General features: G+C 69.9%; 20 protein-coding genes and 1 tRNA gene. 6 read left to right on the forward strand and 15 right to left on the reverse strand.

The features are described from left to right. Positions 1 to 50: 50 nt before the first annotated feature. Complete coding sequence (locus GI374_RS01130; RefSeq protein WP_154335170.1) at positions 51 to 1,547, reverse strand: CoA-acylating methylmalonate-semialdehyde dehydrogenase; 1,497 nt, start codon at positions 1,545 to 1,547, stop codon at positions 51 to 53. A gap of 239 nt (positions 1,548 to 1,786) precedes the next feature. On the opposite strand from GI374_RS01130, the gene GI374_RS01135 reads away from it, so the two are divergent. The 3 genes from GI374_RS01135 (at position 1,787) to GI374_RS01145 (ending at position 3,739) form a co-directional block, all read left to right on the forward strand. Then, on the forward strand, positions 1,787 to 2,242 hold the full coding sequence (locus GI374_RS01135) for a CBS domain-containing protein (RefSeq protein WP_370515080.1): 456 nt from the start codon (positions 1,787 to 1,789) through the stop codon (positions 2,240 to 2,242). Positions 2,243 to 2,305: 63 nt separating this feature from the next. Continuing rightward, positions 2,306 to 2,806 (forward strand): pantetheine-phosphate adenylyltransferase, encoded by a 501-nt coding sequence (coaD, locus tag GI374_RS01140; protein ID WP_154335172.1) that lies wholly within the window; start codon positions 2,306 to 2,308, stop codon positions 2,804 to 2,806. 60 nt (positions 2,807 to 2,866) lie between these two features. Next, positions 2,867 to 3,739 carry a DUF2189 domain-containing protein gene (locus GI374_RS01145; RefSeq protein ID WP_154335173.1) on the forward strand — a complete coding sequence of 291 codons (873 nt, stop codon included), beginning with the start codon at positions 2,867 to 2,869 and terminating at the stop codon, positions 3,737 to 3,739. A gap of 50 nt (positions 3,740 to 3,789) precedes the next feature. On the opposite strand, the gene GI374_RS01150 is transcribed toward GI374_RS01145, so the two are convergent. From GI374_RS01150 to pyrC, 7 genes are all read right to left on the reverse strand, one after another. After that, the gene (locus GI374_RS01150) at positions 3,790 to 4,293 is read right to left on the reverse strand and encodes a polymer-forming cytoskeletal protein (RefSeq protein ID WP_154335174.1); all 504 of its coding nucleotides are present in this window, start codon (positions 4,291 to 4,293) and stop codon (positions 3,790 to 3,792) included. Then, on the reverse strand, positions 4,283 to 5,578 hold the full coding sequence (locus GI374_RS01155) for a DUF5930 domain-containing protein (RefSeq protein ID WP_154335175.1): 1,296 nt from the start codon (positions 5,576 to 5,578) through the stop codon (positions 4,283 to 4,285). The genes GI374_RS01150 and GI374_RS01155 overlap by 11 nt, the downstream gene beginning before the upstream one ends. Before the next feature lie 222 nt (positions 5,579 to 5,800). Continuing rightward, entirely contained in the window at positions 5,801 to 7,009 is a 1,209-nt protein-coding gene (locus GI374_RS01160) for a multidrug effflux MFS transporter (RefSeq protein ID WP_154335176.1), read from the reverse strand. Further along, on the reverse strand, positions 6,996 to 7,349 hold the full coding sequence (locus GI374_RS01165; RefSeq protein ID WP_195759799.1) for a DMT family protein: 354 nt from the start codon (positions 7,347 to 7,349) through the stop codon (positions 6,996 to 6,998). The genes GI374_RS01160 and GI374_RS01165 overlap by 14 nt, the downstream gene beginning before the upstream one ends. Further along, positions 7,346 to 8,854, reverse strand: a complete 1,509-nt coding sequence (locus GI374_RS01170; RefSeq protein ID WP_154335178.1) for a replicative DNA helicase — start codon at positions 8,852 to 8,854, stop codon at positions 7,346 to 7,348. The genes GI374_RS01165 and GI374_RS01170 overlap by 4 nt, the downstream gene beginning before the upstream one ends. Positions 8,855 to 8,987: 133 nt before the next feature. Next, positions 8,988 to 9,656: an orotate phosphoribosyltransferase gene (locus GI374_RS01175; RefSeq protein WP_154335179.1), complete on the reverse strand. Its 669-nt coding sequence runs from the start codon at positions 9,654 to 9,656 to the stop codon at positions 8,988 to 8,990. Further along, on the reverse strand, positions 9,653 to 10,699 hold the full coding sequence (gene pyrC / locus GI374_RS01180; protein WP_154335180.1) for a dihydroorotase: 1,047 nt from the start codon (positions 10,697 to 10,699) through the stop codon (positions 9,653 to 9,655). The genes GI374_RS01175 and pyrC overlap by 4 nt, the downstream gene beginning before the upstream one ends. A 158-nt stretch (positions 10,700 to 10,857) precedes the next feature. Between pyrC and GI374_RS01185 the strand changes: the two genes are divergently transcribed. Next, positions 10,858 to 11,121, forward strand: coding sequence for an antibiotic ABC transporter (locus GI374_RS01185; protein WP_229582432.1), 264 nt, complete (start codon positions 10,858 to 10,860; stop codon positions 11,119 to 11,121). 112 nt (positions 11,122 to 11,233) lie between these two features. Here the strand turns inward: GI374_RS01185 and gap are convergent, their stop codons facing one another. The 7 genes from gap to GI374_RS01215 form a co-directional block, all read right to left on the reverse strand. Beyond that, the gene (gene gap, locus GI374_RS01190; protein WP_154335182.1) at positions 11,234 to 12,256 is read right to left on the reverse strand and encodes a type I glyceraldehyde-3-phosphate dehydrogenase; all 1,023 of its coding nucleotides are present in this window, start codon (positions 12,254 to 12,256) and stop codon (positions 11,234 to 11,236) included. 84 nt (positions 12,257 to 12,340) lie between these two features. Continuing rightward, positions 12,341 to 12,484: a hypothetical protein gene (locus tag GI374_RS18790; protein ID WP_195759800.1), complete on the reverse strand. Its 144-nt coding sequence runs from the start codon at positions 12,482 to 12,484 to the stop codon at positions 12,341 to 12,343. A 70-nt stretch (positions 12,485 to 12,554) separates the two neighbouring features. Then, the gene (locus tag GI374_RS01195; RefSeq protein ID WP_154335183.1) at positions 12,555 to 13,604 is read right to left on the reverse strand and encodes a FliG C-terminal domain-containing protein; all 1,050 of its coding nucleotides are present in this window, start codon (positions 13,602 to 13,604) and stop codon (positions 12,555 to 12,557) included. Between the two features lie 78 nt (positions 13,605 to 13,682). Next, positions 13,683 to 14,405 (reverse strand): hypothetical protein, encoded by a 723-nt coding sequence (locus tag GI374_RS01200; RefSeq protein ID WP_154335184.1) that lies wholly within the window; start codon positions 14,403 to 14,405, stop codon positions 13,683 to 13,685. Then, positions 14,402 to 15,706 carry an adenylosuccinate lyase gene (gene purB, locus GI374_RS01205; RefSeq protein WP_154335185.1) on the reverse strand — a complete coding sequence of 435 codons (1,305 nt, stop codon included), beginning with the start codon at positions 15,704 to 15,706 and terminating at the stop codon, positions 14,402 to 14,404. Before purB ends, GI374_RS01200 begins: the two co-directional genes overlap by 4 nt. A 116-nt stretch (positions 15,707 to 15,822) precedes the next feature. After that, on the reverse strand, positions 15,823 to 17,235 hold the full coding sequence (gene glnA / locus GI374_RS01210) for a type I glutamate--ammonia ligase (protein WP_154335186.1): 1,413 nt from the start codon (positions 17,233 to 17,235) through the stop codon (positions 15,823 to 15,825). Positions 17,236 to 17,280: 45 nt separating this feature from the next. Then, complete coding sequence (locus GI374_RS01215) at positions 17,281 to 17,619, reverse strand: P-II family nitrogen regulator (RefSeq protein ID WP_154335187.1); 339 nt, start codon at positions 17,617 to 17,619, stop codon at positions 17,281 to 17,283. A gap of 148 nt (positions 17,620 to 17,767) precedes the next feature. Between GI374_RS01215 and GI374_RS01220 the strand changes: the two genes are divergently transcribed. Both GI374_RS01220 and GI374_RS01225 read left to right on the forward strand, forming a co-directional pair. After that, on the forward strand, positions 17,768 to 19,237 hold the full coding sequence (locus GI374_RS01220) for an NAD(P)H-hydrate dehydratase (RefSeq protein ID WP_154335188.1): 1,470 nt from the start codon (positions 17,768 to 17,770) through the stop codon (positions 19,235 to 19,237). A gap of 70 nt (positions 19,238 to 19,307) precedes the next feature. After that, positions 19,308 to 19,391, forward strand: a tRNA-Leu gene (locus tag GI374_RS01225). Positions 19,392 to 19,440 lie beyond the last annotated feature (49 nt).

The following is a 19,440-nucleotide window of genomic DNA, read 5'->3' on the forward strand; positions in this document are numbered from 1 at the left end:
CGGATTTTGCAACAGGCGCGAGGGGGCGGCGCGCGGCCGCCCCCGCCTCGTCAGTCGATGGCGCGGAAGTGGAACTCGCCGCCTTCCTTGATGCCCGAGGGCCAGCGCGAGGTGACGGTCTTCGTCCGCGTGTAGAAGCGGAAGGCGTCCGGGCCGTGCTGGTTCAGGTCGCCGAAGCCCGAGCGCTTCCAGCCGCCGAAGGTGTGGTAAGCCAGCGGCACCGGAATCGGGACGTTGATGCCCACCATGCCCACGTTGATGCGGCTGGCGAAGTCGCGGGCGGCGTCGCCGTCGCGGGTGTAGATCGCCACGCCGTTGCCGTATTCGTGGTCCATCGCGTAGGAGACCGCCTCCTCGTAGGACTGCGCGCGGACGGTGGAGAGGACCGGGCCGAAGATCTCGGTCTTGTAGATGTCCATGTCGCGGGTCACGCGGTCGAAGAGATGCGGGCCGACGAAGAAGCCATCCTCGTAGCCTTGGAGGCTGAAATCGCGGCCGTCCACGACCAGTTCGGCGCCCTGCTGGATGCCGCTCTCGACCAGCCGCAGGATGTTCTGCTGCGCCGCCTTCGTCACCACCGGGCCATAGTCCACGTCGTTGCCGGCCGTGTAGGGGCCGACCTTCAGCTTCTCGATCCGCGGGACGAGCCGCTCGATCAGCGCGTCGGCGGTCTTCTCGCCCACCGGCACCGCGACCGAGATCGCCATGCACCGCTCGCCCGCGGCGCCGTAGCCTGCGCCGACAAGGGCATCCGCCGCTTGGTCCATGTCCGCGTCGGGCATGATGATCATGTGGTTCTTCGCGCCGCCGAAGCACTGCGCCCGTTTGCCGGTCTTGGCGGCTTCCTCGTAGATGTACTGCGCGATCGGGGTCGAGCCGACAAAGCCCACGGCCTGGATCACCGGGCTGTGGAGCAGCGCGTCCACGGCCTCCTTGTCGCCGTTCATCACCTGCAGGACGCCATCGGGCAGCCCGGCCTCCTTGAAGAGCGCGGCCAGCATCATCGGCACGGTGGGGTCGCGCTCGGAGGGCTTGAGGATCGCGGCGTTGCCCGAGGCGAGCGCGGGGCCGAGTTTCCACAGCGGGATCATCGCCGGAAAGTTGAAGGGCGTGATGCAGGCAACGACGCCCAGCGGCTGGCGCATGGAATACATGTCGATACCGGGGCCGGCGCCGTCGGTGAACTCGCCCTTCAGCAGATGCGGCGCGCCGATCGAGAACTCGATCACTTCGAGCCCGCGCTGCACGTCGCCTTTCGCGTCGGGCAGGGTCTTGCCGTGCTCCGAGGACAGCGCCTCGGCCAGCTTGTCCATGTCGCGGTTCAGCAGCCGCACCATCTCCATCATCACCCGCGCCCGGCGCTGCGGGTTGGTGGCGCCCCAGGCCTTCTGCGCCTCGCCGGCCGACGCGATGGCCCGATCCATCTCCTCGCGGCTGGCGAGGGCGAGCTTGGCCTGCACCTCGCCGGTGGCCGGGTTGTAGACGTCGGCGGTGCGACCCGAGCCGGCGACCTCCTGCCCGTCGATCCAGTGTCCGATGGTTCTCATGATGCCCTCCGTGATCTCGGTCGCGCGGCACAGTAGGGGCGCGCGGGCCGGGGCGAAAGGGGGATGGGCAGGGGTCGCTCGGTTCCGGCCGTGCCGTGCCCGCGGGGGTTGCTGCACCCGGGGCGCGGCCTCGCCCCCATCTGCGGCAGTCCGCCATGCCGCAAAAGGCCCGCTTGACGGAACCCCGCGCCCCGGTCACGTTCAACCCTGAACCGTCAGGCGACAGGAGGAAGCAGCCCGTGCTGGTGAACCAGATCCTCGCGCTCAAGGCCGAGTCCTCGCCCCTCCACGCGCGTCGGGTGGCGACCGTGTCGCCCGACACGACGCTGGCCGAGGCCACGGCGATCCTGGCCGAGAAGCGCATCGGGGCGCTCGTGGTCTCCAGCGATGGTGCGCGGCCGGAGGGGATCCTGTCCGAGCGCGACATCGTGCGCGAGATCGGGCGGCAGGGGCACACGGCGCTCGACCGCCCCGTCCGCGAGGCGATGACGGCGCCGATCGCGACCTGCCGCACCGGGGACGACGCCCTCGTGATCCTCGACCGCATGACCCAGGGCCGGTTCCGCCATCTTCCGGTCGTGGACGAGGACGGCGTGATGATCGGCCTCGTCTCCATCGGCGATGCGGTCAGCGGCCGTCTGAAGGAGCTGTCGGCCGAGAAGGAGGCGCTGACCGGCATGATCATGGGCGCCTGACGGGTTGCCAAGACGGCAAAGGTGCTGTTTTCGTGGCGCCGACCTGCCAGCGAGGGCGCGATCATGCGGACCGGCTTCTATCCCGGCACCTTCGACCCGATCACGCTCGGGCATCTCGACATCATCCAGCGGGCCATGGCGCTCGTGGACCGGCTGGTGATCGGCGTCGCGATCAACCGCGACAAGGGGCCGCTGTTCTCGCTCGAGGAGCGGGTGGAGATGGTCTCGGAGGAGTGCAGCGCCATCGCCGCGCGGAGCGGGGGCGAGATCGTCGTCCGTCCGTTCGAGAACCTGCTGATCGATTCGGCCCGCGACGTGGGCGCCACGGTGATCGTGCGCGGTCTGCGGGCAGTCGCGGATTTCGAATACGAGTTCCAGATGGTCGGCATGAACCGCGCCCTCGACAGCTCGATCGAGACGGTGTTCCTGATGGCCGACGCGCGGCGGCAGGCCATCGCCAGCAAGCTGGTCAAGGAGATCGCCCGGCTCGGCGGCGACGTGTCGAAGTTCGTGACCCCGGCGGTTTCCGAGGCGCTGCGCCTGCGGTTCGACGGCGGGCGTTGAACCGGGCCGCCACTCTGCCCTAGCGTCACAGTGACGCAGGGGGAGAGAGGAAACGCCCGCATGAACCAGACCAGCGCCGCCACGGCCGGACGCCCGCCGAACCCGTTTCCCGATCCGGTGCCGGACCCGATTCCCGGCCCGGCGCCGCTGCCGGGGCCCCAACCCGACACGCCGGACGAGATCCCGGCCGCCTCGATCATCGACATGGGCGTGGTCGGGCGGTCGCTGCGGGCGGGGCTGCGCGACTTCCGCCGCGCGCCGGCCTGGGGCCTCGCCTTTTCCGGTTTCTACGTCGCAGGCGGGCTGGTCCTCGCGGCGGTGGCGACCGCGATGGGGCAGGACTGGTGGCTGATGCCCTTCATCGTGGGCTTCCCGCTGATCGCGCCTTTCGCCGCCGTCGGCCTCTACGGGGTCAGCCGCCGCCTCGAGGCCGGGGAGCCGCTCGACCGCCGCTCGGTCCTCGGCGTCGTCTTCGCGCAGAAGGACCGGCAGGTGCCATCCATGGCCATGGTGATCCTGCTGCTGTTCATGTTCTGGGTCTTCGTCGCGCATACGATCTTCGCGCTGTTCCTCGGGCCGGGCGCGATGACCAATGTCTCGCAGTCCTTCGAGATCCTCTCCGGGCCGCGCGGCACGGCCATGCTGGGCCTGGGCACCGGCATCGGCGCGGTCATGGCGGCGGCCCTGTTCAGCATCACCGTGGTCGGCCTTCCGATGCTGCTCGACCGCGAGGTGGACTTCATCTCGGCCATCATCGCCAGCTTCGAGGCGGTGGCTGGGAACCCAGTCGTGATGCTCGTCTGGGCGGCGGTAATCGCGGTGCTGCTGCTCGCGGGGATGCTGCCGCTGTTTCTGGGCCTGTTCGTGGTGCTGCCGATCCTCGGCCATGCAAGCTGGCACATGTATCGGGAGCTGATCCCCGAGGACGCCTGAACGAAAAAGGGCGCCCCTCGGGGCGCCCTCGAAACCTGCGGCCGCGCGGCTCAGCCGGGCTCGCCCTCGGCTTTCGCCTTCGGCGGCGCGAGGCGGGGCTGGCCGTTGGTCGCCAGCGGGTCCTCCTGGCGCTGCACCGAGCCCTCGAAATGCGCGCCCGATTCGATCGCGATGGTCTTGTGGATGATGTCGCCCTCGACCCGCGCGGTGGCCGACAGGCGCACTTTCAGGCCGCGCACCCGGCCGACGACGCGGCCGTTCACGACGATGTCCTCGGCCACGATCTCGCCGCGGATGGTGGCGCTCTCGCCCACGGTCAGCTGATGGGCGCGGATGTCGCCCTCGACCTGGCCCTCGATCTGGACGTCGCCCTGGGTCTTGATGTTGCCGGTGACGGTCAGGTCGGCCGAGAGGACCGAGGGGGTCGCGCGGCCGCGCGTGGTTGCCGGAACGTTGCCGGGGGCCGGGTCGTCGGCGAGGGGCCGATAGGGCTCCGGCTCGGGGGCGCCGGCGCTGCGGGGGCCGGGTTCGGTCACGCGCGTCTTAGAAAACATTCTGGGCTGCCTTGATGAAGCTGAGCGGATCGACGGCGGTTCCCTTGACGCGCACCTCGTAGTGCAGATGCGGGCCGGTGGACCGTCCGGTGTTGCCCATATCACCGATCCGCGCCCCGCGCGAGACCTGCTGGCCGGCGCGGACATGGATCTTGTTCAGGTGCCCGTAACGGGTCTCGAGTCCCAGCTCGTGCTGGATCTTGATGACGTTGCCATAGCCGCGCTGCCAGCCCGCGAAGGTCACGGTGCCCTCGCCGGTGGCGTAGATCGGCGTGCCGACCGGGCCGGCCATGTCGATCCCCGCGTGCTGGCGGCCCCAGCGGGCGCCAAAGCCCGAAGTGTAGCGGAAGGCGGCCTGCACCGGCATGGCCAGCGGCATCTTGTCGGCGGCGATGCGGTAGGTATTGATCTGGTCGAGCGAGATCAGAATGTCGTTCGCCCGCGCCTCGCCCTGGCTGATGGCGGCGTTGCCCCGCGACGAGTAGGACATCGGCTCGAGCGGCCCGCCCTGGCCGGAATAGCCCGAGCGCACGGTCCGCAGCAGCCGGTCGGCGTCGACGCCGGCCGATTCGAACATCTTCTGAAGCGGCTCGACCGAGACTTCGACCGCGGCCTCGAGCTGGGCGAAGATCTCGTCGTGACGGGCAACGATGGCGTCGCGCTCGACCGCGATCTGCTGGGCCTGACGGCGGGCCTCGGCGGCGTCGGCCTCGGCCAGCGCGCGGCCTTCGGCGGCGCCGTCGAGTTCGCCCGAGAGGATGTCGAGGGCGACGCTGATCTCTTCCGAGCGGTCGGCCTGCGCCGGCTGGTCGGCGGCAAGGGCGACCGCATCGGAAGCACGGGCGGCGAGGGCGTCCTGCAGGCTCGCCTGCACCACCTCGAGACCGGTCTCCAGCTCGCGCCGCCGCTCCTCCGAGGCGAGCAGTTCGTTCTGCATGCGCGACACCTGCTCGAGCGCCGTGGCGAAGCGCGCCTGCGCCGCAGCGGCCTCGGAAGCGCGCGTGTCACGCTCGGCGGCCAGCGCGTCCAGCCGCTCCTCGAAGGCGCCGTTGGCGCGGGCCATCTGGTCGCGGGCGCTGCCGGCGCTGATCGCGTCGATGGCGAGAACGGCGGTGGCGAGGATCGCCCAGCCGAAGACCAGCGCGGTGCCGCCGAGGGCCACGAGCTGGGTTCCGGGCCGCAGGCGCACAAACCGCGTGGAGCGCTCCGACTTCAGAAACAGGCGCTGTTCAGGCAGCCAGCCTTCGAGGACGGCGTTCAGGCGGTATGCGATACGAAGCGGCAAGGTCGTCACTGTCCGTTTTGGGTCCGTTGGTCGGATCCGGCGCAGCCTTCTTCGCGGGCGCGGCAGGGAACCTGAAAGCGGTAAACAGCACCTGTGCTTTGGCCGCAACGGTTCCCTAAAAATCGGGCCGCAAGTCGGCGGAATGACGCCGCTCTGCGGCGAGCGTCGGCGGCATCGCGCGCGTGACGCATCCCGTAGCGACCACGCGGCGCTTGACCGCTCTCAGCCGCGGCGCACCAGCAGGATCGACGCAAGCGACGCCGCCGCGGAAACGGCCATGATCGCCACCAGCGGCGTAGCCCCCGCACCGGGCACCAGCAGCGCCCCGGCCAGCGCCGCGAGCGCGGCCCCGCCCGCCACCATCAGCGCGCCGCCCAGGCCCGCCGCGGTCCCGGCCAGATCGGGCCGCACGCTCATCATCCCGGCATTGGCGTTCGGCAGCACCATGCCGTTGCCGATCCCCATCAGCACCACAGTGCCGAAGAAGCTCAGCGGCACCGTCCCTCCACCGAGGTCGATCGCCAGGGACAGCAGCACCGCCGCGAGCGTCACCGCCCCGCCGGCGACGATCATCCGGTTGATGCCGACCCGGCCCGAGAACCGGCCCGAGAGGAAGTTGCCCAGGAGGTAGCCGAAGGAGGGCGCGGCGAACCAGTAGCCGACCTCGGAGGGGGACATGCCGAAGACGCTGCTGCCGACGAAGGGCGCGCCGCCGAGATAGGCGAAGAACGTCCCCGAACCGAAGGTGGCGATGCCGACATAGCCCCAGTAGCTGGGCGAGCCGAACAGCACCGGATAGCCGCGCGCCTGCTCGCGCAGGCTGGTGCCGCCGTCGGCGACGGTCTCGCCCATGTCGTGCCACGCCCAGATCAGCACCAGCACGCCCACCGCCCCCAGCATGACGAAGTTGGCCCGCCAGCCGAACGCCTCGTCGAGGACGCCGCCGATCGCCGGGGCCATCATCGGCACGACCGACATGCCCATGGTGACGTAGCCGAGGCGGCTCGCCGCCTGGTCGGGCGGCGCGGTGTCGCGCACCACCGCCCGCGACAGCACCATGCCTGCGGTGATGACCGCCTGGATCATGCGGAAGAACAGGAACATCGTCGCCGTGGTGGCGAGGATCGTGCCCAGCGTCGCCAGCAGGAAGATGACGATGGAGCCGAGCGTCACCGGCCGGCGGCCGATGTGATCGCTGATCGGCCCGGCCACGAACTGCAGCACCGCCCCCGCCGCCAGATAGGCCGAGACCGAGAGCTGCATCACCGCGTAATCGACGCCGAAATCCCGCGCCATGCCGGGCAGCGACGGCAGGAACACGTTCATCGACAGCGCCGCCAGCGCCGTCAGCGCGACCAGCGTGATGAGCCGCGGCGGCCGCCGGAAGGGCCGCGTGGCGGCCGCGAAGGCGCCCGGCTCAACCCCAGTCATGGAACACGAACCATGCGCCGAGGCAGATCAGCGCAAAGCCGACGCCATGCTGCCAGCCGAGCCGCTCGCCCAGCCAGAGCCATGAGAAGACCGCGAAGACCGAGAGGCTGATGACCTCCTGGATGGTCTTCAATTGCGCCGCGGTCAGCGCGCCGTGGCCGATGCGGTTGGCGGGGACCTGCAGGACGTATTCGAAGAAGGCGATGCCCCAGCTGACGAAAACCACGAGGGCAAGGGGCGCCGCCTTGAAGCGCAGGTGCCCATACCACGCGAAGGTCATGAAGACGTTCGAGCCGAGCAGCAGAAGGATCGTGACGGCCGGTGCCGGAAGCCCGGTCAACCCCATTGCGGCGCCTGCCGCGCGAGGTCGGAAAAGCGCGTGAACTGCCCCTCGAAGGCCAACTCCACCGTGCCGATGGGGCCGTGGCGCTGCTTGCCGATGATGACCTCGGCCTTGCCGTGGCAGGATTCCATCACCTGCTGCCACTTGGCCATCGCCTCGAGGTCGTGGTCGGCAGGCTTCTCGCGCTCCTTGTAGTATTCCTCGCGGAACACGAACATCACCACATCTGCGTCCTGCTCGATCGAGCCGGATTCGCGCAGGTCGGACAGCTGCGGGCGCTTGTCCTCGCGGTTCTCGACCTGACGCGAGAGCTGGCTCAGCGCGATGACGGGGATGTTCAGCTCCTTGGCGATGGCCTTGAGGCCCTGCGTGATCTCGGACACCTCGTTCACGCGGTTGTCGGATTTACCCGTCCCGCGCAGCAGCTGCAGGTAGTCCACGAAGAGCACGTCGAGGCCATGCGTCCGCTTCAGCCGCCGCGCCCGCGCGGCGAGCTGGTTGATCGGCAAAGCGGGCGTGTCGTCGATATAGAGCGGGCATTTCTGCAGATCGCTCGCCGCCTGCAGGAACTTGCGGAACTCGTCCTCCGACAGGTCGCCGCGGCGGATTTTTTCGGACGCGACCTCGGCGGCCTCGGACAGGATCCGGGTGGCGAGCTGCTCGGCCGACATCTCGAGCGAGAAGAAGCCGACCACGCCGCCACCCAGCACCTGCCGCTGGCCGGCATCGTCGGTGCCCTCGCGGTAGGCCTTGGCGACGTTGAAGGCGATGTTGGTGGCGAGCGAGGTCTTTCCCATCGACGGCCGCCCGGCAAGGATCAGCAGGTCCGAGGGGTTCAGCCCGCCCAGGCGGTGATCGAGGTCCTTCAGGCCCGTGGGCGTGCCGGACAGCCCCCCATCCCGTTCATAGGCAGCACCCGCGACCCGCACCGCGTCGGCGGCGGCCTTCAGGAAGCTCTGGAAGCCGCGTTCGGCCACGCCCTGCTCGGCGAGGCGGTAGAGCACCTGCTCGGCGGTCTTGATCTGCTCGGCCGCGTCCTCCTCGACGCTGACCTTCGCGGCGCGGGCGCTGATGTCCTGCCCGAGCGCGATCAGGTCGCGGCGCATGGCGAATTCGCGGATCATCTGGGCGTAATCGCGCGCGGCATAGGGCGAGATCGCCGCCGCCGCCATCCGCGCGAGGTAGGCCGGGCCGCCCAACTCCTTGAGGCCGGCGTCGTCCTCCATGAAGGCCTTGATCGTCACCGGGCTGGCGAGGAAGCCGCCGGTGATGCGCTGCGCGCAAAGCTCCCAGATGCGGGCATGGACCGGGTCGTAGAAATGCTCGCCGGAGACGATCTGGCTCACCCGCTCATAGACGTCGTTGTTGGTCAGCACGGCGCCGATCAGCTGCTGCTCGGCCTCGATCGAGAAGGGGATGGTGGCCTCGGTCTCGGAACCCGTCTGCTCTCCGAATGCCGCGCCGCCCGCCGGCCGCAGCTGCACCGCCCGCGCCTCACCCATGTCGCTGTCCTTCCTGTCCGCGCCCGCCGCCCGCGCGGTTCAGTCCCGCGTCGGTCGGTGCCTTATCCCACAGCCCGCGCGGGCCCGCCATCGGGATATCCGGTGGAGAAGCTGTGGACAGTTTCGCCGGGCGTCACCGCGCCGACTGCCAGCCCCGCGGATCGCGCAGGAAGGCTTCGACGCCGTCCAGCGTCTCGGTGTCGAACGCGCCCTGCGCGCGGGCCTCGGCCAGCACGTCCCACCAAGTGCAGAGGTGGTGCAGCTTCACGCCATGGCCGTCGAGCCGCTCGGCGGTCTCGGGGAAGATGTCGTAATAGAAGATCACCGCCGTATGCCCGCAGGAGGCGCCGGTGTCGCGGATCGCGTCCACGAAGGAGAGCTTCGAGCCGCCGTCGGTGGTCAGGTCCTCGACCAGCAGCACCCGGTCGCCCTCGGCCATCACGCCCTCGATCCGGGCGTTGCGGCCGTAGCCCTTGGGCTTCTTGCGCACATAGGTCATCGGCAGGCCGAGCCGCTCGGCCACCAGGGCTGCGAAGGGGATGCCCGCGGTCTCGCCGCCGGCGACGCTGTCGAAGGCCTCGAAGCCCGCGTCACGCAGGACGGTCGCCACCATGAAATCCATCAGCGTGCCGCGCACGCGCGGGAAGCTGATGAGGCGGCGGCAGTCGATATAGGTCGGCGCCTTGAGCCCCGAGGCCAGGGTGAAGGGCTCGGCCGCGTTGAAGAGGACCGCGCGGACCTCGATCAGCATCCGTGCGGTCAGCCGCGCGATCTCCTCGCGGCTCAGGAAACCCGTGCTCATTCCGCCTCCTCGGGGTGCCAGTAGAGTGGCTGGCCCGGGTCGAAGACCGTGACCGACTCACCGCCGGCGTCGATATGCGACGGCGCGGCGAAAGGCACGTCCCGGCGGACGAGCGCGATGCGGTCCTCGTTCGGCGGCAGGCGGTAGAAGGCGGGGCCGTGGAGCGATGCGAAGCCCTCGAGCCGGTCGAGCGCGCCCTCGGCCTCGAAGACCGCCGCCAGCAGCGGCATCGTCACCGGCGCGGTGAAGCATCCGGCGCAGCCGCAGGCGCTTTCCTTGGCGTGGTCGGGATGGGGGGCGGAATCGGTGCCGAGGAAGAAGCAGGTCTCGCCGCCCGTCGCCGCCTCCACGAGCGCGCGGCGGTGCGTCTCGCGCTTGGCTACGGGCAGGCAGTAGTAATGCGGGCGGATGCCGCCGGCGAGGATGTGGTTGCGGTTGATGACGAGGTGATGCGCGGTGATCGTGCCGCCCATGTCCGGCCCGCCCGCGCGGACGTAGTCGAGGCCGTCCCTCGTGGTCACATGCTCCAGCACCACGCGCAGCCCCGGCGTGGCGCGGCGGATCGGGTCGAGAACGCGGTCGAGGAACACCGCCTCGCGGTCGAAGATGTCCACCGCCGGGTCCGTGACCTCGCCATGGACCAGCAGCGGCACGCCCGCGCCCGCCATCGCCTCCAGCACGGGGCGCACGCGGTCGAAGTCGCGCACCCCGCTGTCGGAATTGGTCGTCGCCCCGGCGGGGTAGAGCTTCACCGCCGCGATCAGCCCCTCGGCATGGGCGGCCAGAATGTCGGCGGGGTCCGAGCCCTCGGTCAGGTAGAGCGTCATCAGCGGGTGCAGCGCCGCGCCTTCGGGCAGGGCGGTGCGGATGCGGTCGCGATAGGCGCGGGCCTGGGCGCCGGTCACGACCGGTGGGACCAGGTTCGGCATGATGATCGCGCGGCCGAAAGCGGCGGAACTGGGCGCCACGGCGGCCAGCATCGCGCCGTCGCGCAGGTGCAGGTGCCAATCATCGGGGCGGCGGAGGACGAGGCGATCGTACATGATGGCCTCGTAACGCGACGTTTTGGTGAAACCAAGCGGGTTTTCGGAAAGTTACGGTTGGTCTCGGGCGCGGATCGGATGCAGCCTGTCCGGCAGAATTACAGGAATCGAAGGGAATCGGTATGATGGTTGCGAACCCGTGGGCGCTCTGGGGGCAGATGGTCCAGATGGGCCTCGAAGCCCAGATGGTCATCGGCCTGCGAACCGCCGCGATGATGGGCATGCTGCCGCAATCCGCAGGCGAAAACGCACGCATGGTGACCGAGAAACAGGATGCTGCGGCTGCGTCGATGCGGGCCGCGATGCGTGCCGCCGGACGCGGTGCCCGTGCCGACGAGGTGCTGGCCGCGGCGATGAGGCCCTACGGCCTGCGCACCCGCGCCAATGCCCGCCGCCTGACCAAGAACGCCTGCGGCTTCTAAGGCCGCTGCCCGGCGCCGCCGCCCGCGAACGGCAGCACCGGATCTCACGACGACGGAAATGAAAAAGGGGCCGCGTCGCCGCGACCCCCCTTCAGCCCGCATGTCGCCGGGCTCAGATCAGCTTGCCCATCGCCACGGCGGTGTCGGACATGCGGTTCGAGAAGCCCCACTCGTTGTCGTACCAGGTCAGGATGCGGCACATGCGGCCCTCCATCACCTTGGTCTGGTCGAGGTGGAAGATAGAGCTGCGCGGGTCGTGGTTGAAGTCGATCGAGACCAGCTTCTCATCGGTGTAGCCGAGGATGCCCTGCAGCGGTCCCTGGTCGGCGGCGTTGCGGATCGCCTCGTTGATTTCCTCGACCGACGTGTCGCGCGCGGCTTCGAAGGTCAGGTCCACGACCGAGACGTTGGGCGTCGGCACCCGGATCGCCACGCCGTCGAGCTTGCCCTTCAGCTCCGGCAGCACGAGGCCCACGGCCTTCGCGGCGCCGGTCGAGGTCGGGATCATCGACATCGCCGCGGCGCGGGCGCGGTAGAGGTCCTTGTGCATCGTGTCCAGCGTCGGCTGGTCGCCGGTATAGGCGTGGATGGTGGTCATGAAGCCCTTGGCGATGCCGATGCGGTCATTGAGCACCTTGGCCACCGGCGAGAGGCAGTTGGTGGTGCAGGACGCGTTCGAGACCACGTGGTCGCCGGACTCCAGCGTGTCGTGGTTCACGCCGAAGACGATGGTCTTCAGCGCGCGGTCCGTGCTCCACTCGCCCGAGACCGGGGCCGAGACCAGGACGCGCTTCGAGCCGTTCTTCAGATGGATGGCAGCCTTGGCGCCGTCGGTGAAGATGCCGGTGCATTCCATCGCTACGTCCACGTCGTCCCACGGCAGCGCGGCCGGGTCGCGCTCGGCGGTGACGCGGATCGGCCCGCGGCCGACGTCGATGCTGTCGCCCGCAACCGTCACCTGGGCCGGGAAGCGGCCGTGGACGCTGTCATAGCGCAGCAGGTGGGCGTTGGTCTCGACGGGGCCGAGATCGTTGATCGCCACCACCTCGATGTCGGTGCGGCCCGATTCGATGATCGCCCGCAGAACGTTCCGGCCGATCCGGCCAAAACCGTTGATCGCTACCTTGACAGCCATGATCCTCTCCAACTTGGGGCTTTGGCGGGGAATGGCCCGAATCCCGGCGGAATGCAATTCGGGGGCGAGGGACGGCGGGCGCGTTCAGCGCCAGAAGCTCGCCCATTCGACCAGCCGCACGAACTCGCGCCCGACCAGCAGCGGCAGGTTCCAGTGCAGCAGCTGCGCGTCGAGGATCAGCAGCCCGCCGATGACGAGCGCGAGGATGATGGCGAGGGTATTGGTCATGGCAGGCTCCGCGCCGCAGATGGCGCCGCTCTAGGCGGGGCAGGGGGGGCGGGGCAAGGCGCGGCGGCGATTATCCGGGCTGCGACACCGCCGAGATGGTGATCTCCTCGCCCTCCTCCGCCTCGCCGGCGATGAGGAACAGGTCGCCCGCCGCCTCCATCGCGCGGATCGCGGCCACGACCTCGGACATCGCCGCTTCGGCGTCGGCCGCCGACACCTTGCCCGCGGTCTCCATCTCCTCGCGCAGGCTGTCGGCCATGCGGCTGCCGAGCGCGCCGAGGAGGAACCCCACCGTCGGCTCGTCGGCCCCCCGCGCGCCCGCGAGCGCCCGGACCAGCACCGGCTGGTCCACCGCGCGGGTGATCCGCGGCACGTCGCGCGGGTCGATCCTGAGCGGGATGTTGGCCCAGGTGAAGATCGCCTTGCGGACGCTGCGGGCGAAATCGTGGTCGTCCTCGTCGAGGCCGTCGAGGACCGTGTCCCGCGTCGCGGCGGGCGAGAAGTTGAGGATCGCGCCGACCTTCTCGACCGGCCCGCCGTCCAGCACCGGCTGCGGCAGCGCCTCGGCTGCGTGGACGAGCGCCTGCCCGATGCGCCTGAGGGCAGGGGCCTCGATGCCGCCGGTCAGCGACATGGCATAGGCGATCCGCCGCGCGCGTCCGGGGTCGAGCCGCCCGAAACTCTCCGCCGCCTTCGTCACCGGCAGGCGCGCGAACATCACCGCCGCGATCTCCTGCGCCTCGGTCTCGGCCAGATGCACGAGCGTCGCGACCGGCAGCGTGGCGATCCGCTCCCACGGGTCCCCCCGGCCCGAGAGCGCCGCCAGCCGCCGCAGCCGGTCCGAGGCGTCGCGCGAGATGCGCGCGCCCAGCAGGTCGAGCGTGCCGTCCAGCCCCTGCGGGAAGGTCAGCCCCACGGCGTCGAGCCGGTCACAGAACTCCGCGATCACCGAATCCCGCGTCGTGCGGTCGATCAGGCCCATGCCCGACATCTCGTCGGCGAGTGCCCCCTGCAGCTCCACCGGCAGCGCCTCGAGCGAGATATCCTCGCCCTCCGCCAGCAGCAGCCGCACGATCACCGCCGCCTTCTGCCGCGAGGTCAGATCCGCCCCGTCGATCATTCCCGCCCCCGCCAGATTCGGAACGTGCCGACTATCGCAGCGAAAGCCTGACGCCCGGTTAACGGGCGAGGGGGCGCGTCAGCCCCGCGCCTCGCGCAGCCATTCGGGATGGCCGGCGCGCTCGACCGCCGCGCGCACGGCGTCGCGGGCCTCCGGCGCGAAGCGGGCGAGGATGTCGTCGGAATGGAGCTTCTGGCGTCGCGGCGCGAGGTCGCGCGGCGCAACCCCGAGGAACGCCTGAATTCGCGCGATGCCGGGGTCGGGCAGTTCGCCATAGGCGACCTCGAGCAGCTCGCCCGCAGCGTGCGCGCGATACTCGTCGAAAAGCTTTTGCTGCCGCTTCAGAAAGGCCTCGAAATCCGCTGCGTCGAAGGGCAGCAGCGGCGGCGCGGCCTTGCGCCCCTCGCCCGGCCAGAGGTTCCAGACGCCGGTGGTGAAGGCCAGGCGGACCGAGGAGTAGGCGGCGAGGCGGTTCTTCCGCTCGATCACGATCTTGCGCAAGCCGGGATCGGCGAGGATCTCGCGCGCCGCCGCCGGCGCCTGCCAGGTCCACATCTTGAAGCCGACCACCGGCGGCCCCGGCGTGAAATCCAGCACCGCACGCGCCAGTTTCACCGGCGTTTTCGCCAGCCCCTCCACGTCATGCGCGGCGCGGAACTCCTTGAGGATGTGGTTCTCGCGCTTCGCCTGAAAGATCTCCGCGTGGCAGTAGATGTCCGGGTGCTGGCCCAGCGTCGCCGTGACGAGGCTGGTGCCCGACCGGGCCGAGCTGAAGATCACGAAGCGCGTCCGTGGCGTCATGCGCCGAACACCCGTGCGAAGATCGTGTCCACGTGCTTGGTGTGATAGCCGAGATCGAACTTCTCCTCGATCTCGGCGGGCGAGAGCGCCGCGGTCACCTCGGGGTCGGCCAGCAGCTCCTCGCGGAAATCGGCCCCGGCTTCCCAGACCTTCATCGCGTTCCTCTGCACCAGCCGGTAGGCGTCCTCGCGGCTGATGCCGGCCTGCGTCAGCGCCAGCAGCACGCGCTGGCTCATCACGAGGCCGCGGAAGCGGTCCATGTTGCGGCGCATGGTCTCGGGGTAGACGACGAGCTTCTCGACCAGCCCGGCGAGGCGGTGCAGCGCGAAGTCGAGCGTAACGGTCGCGTCCGGGCAGATGCCGCGCTCGACGCTCGAATGGCTGATGTCGCGCTCGTGCCAAAGCGCCACGTTCTCGAGCGCCGGCGTGACCGTCGAGCGGACCAGCCGCGCGAGGCCGGTGAGGTTCTCCGACAGGACCGGGTTGCGCTTGTGCGGCATCGCCGAGGAGCCCTTCTGGCCGGGCGAGAAATACTCCTCCGCCTCCAAAACCTCGGTGCGCTGCATGTGGCGGATCTCGACGGCGATGTTCTCGATCGACGACGCGATCACGCCCAGCGTGGCGAAGAACATGGCGTGCCGGTCGCGCGGGATGACCTGGGTGCTGATCGGCTCGGGGACGAGGCCCAGCTTCTCGCAGACATGCGCCTCGACCGCCGGATCGATGTTGGCGAAGGTGCCGACCGCGCCGGAAATCGCGCCGGTCGCGATCTCCTCGCGAGCGCGGGCGAGGCGCTGACGGCCGCGGTCGAACTCGGCATGGAAGCGGGCGAAGGTGAGGCCGAGGGTCGTCGGCTCGGCATGGATGCCGTGGCTGCGGCCGATGCGGAGCGTATCCTTGTGCTCGAAGGCGCGGGCCTTCAGCGCCGCGAGCACCCGCGCCATGCCCTGATCGAGCAGGTCCGCGGCGCGGGTCAGCTGCACGTTCAGCGCGGTGTCCAGCACGTCGCTGCTGGTCATGCCCTGATGCACGAACCGCGCCTCGTCGGCGCCGACATGCTCGGCCAAGTGGGTCAGAAAGGCGATGACGTCGTGCTTCGTGACCGCCTCGATCTCGTCGATGCGGGCCACGTCGAACTCCACGTCCTTCGCGCGCCAGACCGCCTCGGCGTTCTCCTTCGGCACCACGCCGAGCGCCGCCATCGCGTCGAGCGCATGGGCCTCGATCTCGAACCAGATGCGGAACTTGGTCTCGGGCGACCAGATGGCCACCATCTCGGGGCGGGAATAGCGCGGGATCATGGGGGTCTCCTCGGGGGTTGCCGCCCTGTAGCCGGTGTGACCCCGCGGGACAACGCTGGGGCCGGCGGCAACGAAACAGGCGCCCCGGAGGGCGCCTGCCGGTCAGTCAAGCCGCCTCAGCAGCTGTAATACATCGCGTATTCGATCGGATGGGGGGTGTGCTCGAAGGCATAGACCTCCTCCCATTTCAGCCGGATGAAGCTCTCCAGCTGGTCGCGGGTGAAGACGTCGCCCTGGAGCAGGAAGTCCATGTCCTTCCCCAGTTCCTCGAGCGCCTCGCGCAGCGACCCGCAGACGGTCGGGATCTCGGCCAGTTCCTCCGGCGGCAGGTCGTAGAGGTCCTTGTCCGAGGCCGGGCCGGGGTCGATCTTGTTGCGGATGCCGTCGAGCCCGGCCATCAGCAGCGCCGCGAAGCAGAGATACGGGTTGGCCGAAGGATCGGGGAAGCGCGCCTCGACCCGCTTGGCCTTCGGGCTCTCGGTCCACGGGATCCGCACGCAGCCCGAGCGGTTGCGGGCCGAGTAGGCGCGCAGCACCGGGGCCTCGAAGCCGGGGATCAGGCGCTTGTAGCTGTTCGTGGAGGGGTTGGTGATCGCGTTCAGGGCCTTCGCGTGCTTCAGGATGCCGCCGATGAACCACAGCGCCTCCTGGCTCAGGTCGGCATATTTGTCGCCTGCAAACAGCGGCTTGCCGTCCTTCCAGATCGACATGTTGACGTGCATGCCGCTGCCGTTGTCGCCCTTCATCGGCTTCGGCATGAAGGTCGCGGTCTTGCCGTAGGCGTCGGCCACGTTGTGGATGACGTATTTGTATTTCTGGATGTTGTCGGCCTGCTCGACCAGCCCGCCAAAGACCAGCCCCAGCTCGTGCTGACCCGAGGCGACCTCGTGATGGTGCTTGTCGGTGCGCATCCCCATGCGCTTCATGGTGGTCAGCATCTCGCCGCGGATGTCCTGGCCGCGGTCGATGGGGTTCACCGGGAAATACGCCCCCTTGTGCGGCGCGCGGTGGCCGTGGTTGCCGGTCTCGTATTCGGCGTCGGTGTTCCAGGCGGCGTCGTCGGCGTCGAGCTGGAAGCTGACCTTCTGCGGCGTGACGGCATAGCGGACATCGTCGAAGATGAAGAACTCGGCCTCGGGTCCGCAGTAGAAGGCGTCGCCGATGCCGGTGGACTTGAGATAGGCCTCGGCCTTGACGGCGGTGCCGCGCGGATCGCGCTCATAGGGCTCGCCGGTGTCGGGTTCGGCCACGTTGCAATGCAGGCAGAGGGTCTTCTCGGCGTAGAACGGGTCGATATAGGCCGAGGACGGGTCCGGCATCAGCTTCATGTCGGACTGGTCGATCGACTTCCATCCGGCGATGGAGGAGCCGTCGAACATGAGGCCGTCCTCGAAGAACTCCTCGTTCAGCAGGTCGATGTCCAGCGTGACGTGCTGCAGCTTGCCCTTGGGATCGGTGAAGCGGACATCGACATAGGCGATTTCCTCCGCTGTCACGAGGTCCATGACCTCGGCGACCGTCTTGGTCATGTTCTCTCCTTTATCCGCCTTCTCGGGCGGTCTGCGAACTGGGGTTCAGAGGGCGTCGTCGCCGCTCTCGCCGGTGCGGATGCGGATCGCCTGCTCGACGGGCGAGACGAAGATCTTGCCGTCGCCGATCTTGTCGGTGCGCGCGGCCGAGATGATGGCCTCGATGGCCGGCTCCACCAGGTCGTCGGGCAGCACCACCTCCAGCTTCACCTTGGGCAGAAAATCGACGATGTATTCCGCCCCCCGGTAGAGCTCGGTATGGCCCTTCTGGCGGCCGAAGCCCTTGATCTCGGTGACGCTGAGGCCCTGCACGCCGACCTCCTGCAGCGCCTCCTTCACGTCGTCGAGCTTGAACGGCTTGATGATCGCCTCGACTTTCTTCATCGCGTCAGCCTCCGTGCCTGTCGGAACCGTTCCACCAGCTTCCCCGAAGGCCGTCCACCGACTAGCCTCGCACTGATGCCGCCCTCGCGCCGCTGCGCTGACTCAATGGCGAATATTTGGGCAAGATGCTGAATGGTGGGGCACATAGATGACGCCGCTGCTGACCTCGGCCCAGATGCGCGCCCTCGAGGCCGAGGCGATCGCCGCGGGCCGCACGACCGGCCGTGCCATGATGGAGGATGCCGGGCGCGGGGTGGCGCAGCTGATCCTCTCGCGCTGGCCCGGGGCGCGGAAGGCCCGCGTGCTGGCGGGGCCGGGCAACAACGGCGGCGACGGCTATGTGGTGGCGCGGCATCTGGCCGAGGCGGGCTGGCGGGTCGAGGTCGCGGCGCTCGCCCCTCCGGCGACGGCGGATGCCGCCGCGGCGGCCGCGGACTGGCACGGGCCGGTGCGGGCCTGGGAGGACGCCACTGGCGGGGCCGACGCGGAGACGGTCGTGGTGGACGCGCTGTTCGGCACCGGCCTCGTCCGACCGCTGGCGGCGGAGGTCGCGCGCGTGATCGACCGGCTCGCCCGTCAGGCAGGCCCTGTGGTCGCCGCGGATATCGCCTCGGGGATCTGCGCGGACAGCGGGCGCGTTCTCGGGGGCGGGGCGTCTCACGACGTGGAGCTGACCGTGACCTTCCAGGCCGCCCGGCCGGGCCATCTGCTGGACCAGGGCGGGGCGCAGTCGGGGGAGCTGGCGGTGATCGACCTCGGCCTCGACGTGGGGGCCGAGGATGGCCGGAGGATCATGCAGGTCGGCGCGCCGCGCGATATGGGCAAGCACACCGGCCACAAATACGACCACGGCCACGCGCTGATCCTGGCCGGGCCTGCCACCCGCGGCGGCGCGGCGCGGCTCGCCGCCCGCGCGGCGCTGCGGATCGGGGCGGGGCTGGTGACGGTCGGCGCGCCGGACGATGCGCTGATCGAGAACGCGGCCCGCCTCGATGCGGTGATGCTGCGCGAGATCGGTGCGCCGGGGCAGCTTCGCGATGCGCTCGAGGACAGGCGCATTTCCGCGGTGCTGATGGGTCCGGGCCTCGGCCGCGACCGCGCCTCCGCCCTGGTGGCGGCAGCGCGAGGCGCGCGGGCGCTGGTTCTCGACGCCGACGCCCTGGACGCTGATCTCGGGGCGTTGCCCGCCGAATGCGTGCTCACCCCGCATGACGGCGAGTTCGCGCGCCTGTGCCCGGATCTGGCCGCCCGGCTGGCGGAGACGCCGCTGCAGGGCCCGGCCTTTTCGCGCGTCGATGCGGCGCGCGAAGCGGCGGCGCGGCTGGGTGCGGTCGTCCTGCTGAAAGGCCCCGACACCGTGATCGCCGCCCCGGACGGCCGCGCCTGCATCCACGCCGCGCATCGCGCAGCGGCCGCGCCCTGGCTCGCCACCGCGGGGTCGGGCGATGTGCTGGCGGGCCTCATCACCGGACTGCTGGCGCGCGGGTTTCCGGCCTATGACGCCGCCGCGAGCGCCACCTGGCTCCACGCCGCCGCCGCCCGCCGCTTCGGTCCCGGCCTGATCGCCGAGGACCTGCCCGACCTGATCCCCGCCGTCCTGCGCGACCTCGGCGCCTGACGAATCTTCTGGCGAAGATTCCTCGCAGAGGAATCGCATCCCCCGCCCTGGCCTGCTATCAGGCCCCCGTGCGGGTGTGGCGGAATGGTAGACGCACCAGATTTAGGTTCTGGCGCCGCGAGGCGTGGGGGTTCGAGTCCCTTCACCCGCACCAGCCTCGCGCTTGCAGTCGCCCTTTCGCGTCACTAGAAGCCCCCAATCCC

Origin of the sequence: Paracoccus sp. S-4012, from assembly GCF_009674885.1 — a bacterium.
Taxonomy (GTDB): domain Bacteria; phylum Pseudomonadota; class Alphaproteobacteria; order Rhodobacterales; family Rhodobacteraceae; genus Paracoccus.

Bases quoted from the DNA above. Each gene is read 5' to 3' on its own strand.
- gap (WP_154335182.1), bottom strand. From the start codon at position 12,256: ATGGCTGTCAAGGTAGCGATCAACGGTTTTGGCCGGATCGGCCGGAAC.
- GI374_RS01160 (WP_154335176.1), bottom strand. From the start codon at position 7,009: ATGACTGGGGTTGAGCCGGGCGCCTTCGCGGCCGCCACGCGGCCCTTC.
- GI374_RS01175 (WP_154335179.1), bottom strand. From the start codon at position 9,656: ATGAGCACGGGTTTCCTGAGCCGCGAGGAGATCGCGCGGCTGACCGCA.
- GI374_RS01185 (WP_229582432.1), top strand. From the start codon at position 10,858: ATGGTCCAGATGGGCCTCGAAGCCCAGATGGTCATCGGCCTGCGAACC.
- GI374_RS01130 (WP_154335170.1), bottom strand. From the start codon at position 1,547: ATGAGAACCATCGGACACTGGATCGACGGGCAGGAGGTCGCCGGCTCG.
- GI374_RS18790 (WP_195759800.1), bottom strand. From the start codon at position 12,484: ATGACCAATACCCTCGCCATCATCCTCGCGCTCGTCATCGGCGGGCTG.
- GI374_RS01220 (WP_154335188.1), top strand. From the start codon at position 17,768: ATGACGCCGCTGCTGACCTCGGCCCAGATGCGCGCCCTCGAGGCCGAG.
- coaD (WP_154335172.1), top strand. From the start codon at position 2,306: ATGCGGACCGGCTTCTATCCCGGCACCTTCGACCCGATCACGCTCGGG.
- GI374_RS01150 (WP_154335174.1), bottom strand. From the start codon at position 4,293: ATGTTTTCTAAGACGCGCGTGACCGAACCCGGCCCCCGCAGCGCCGGC.
- glnA (WP_154335186.1), bottom strand. From the start codon at position 17,235: ATGACCAAGACGGTCGCCGAGGTCATGGACCTCGTGACAGCGGAGGAA.
- GI374_RS01195 (WP_154335183.1), bottom strand. From the start codon at position 13,604: ATGATCGACGGGGCGGATCTGACCTCGCGGCAGAAGGCGGCGGTGATC.
- pyrC (WP_154335180.1), bottom strand. From the start codon at position 10,699: ATGTACGATCGCCTCGTCCTCCGCCGCCCCGATGATTGGCACCTGCAC.
- GI374_RS01170 (WP_154335178.1), bottom strand. From the start codon at position 8,854: ATGGGTGAGGCGCGGGCGGTGCAGCTGCGGCCGGCGGGCGGCGCGGCA.
- purB (WP_154335185.1), bottom strand. From the start codon at position 15,706: ATGATCCCGCGCTATTCCCGCCCCGAGATGGTGGCCATCTGGTCGCCC.
- GI374_RS01200 (WP_154335184.1), bottom strand. From the start codon at position 14,405: ATGACGCCACGGACGCGCTTCGTGATCTTCAGCTCGGCCCGGTCGGGC.
- GI374_RS01145 (WP_154335173.1), top strand. From the start codon at position 2,867: ATGAACCAGACCAGCGCCGCCACGGCCGGACGCCCGCCGAACCCGTTT.
- GI374_RS01215 (WP_154335187.1), bottom strand. From the start codon at position 17,619: ATGAAGAAAGTCGAGGCGATCATCAAGCCGTTCAAGCTCGACGACGTG.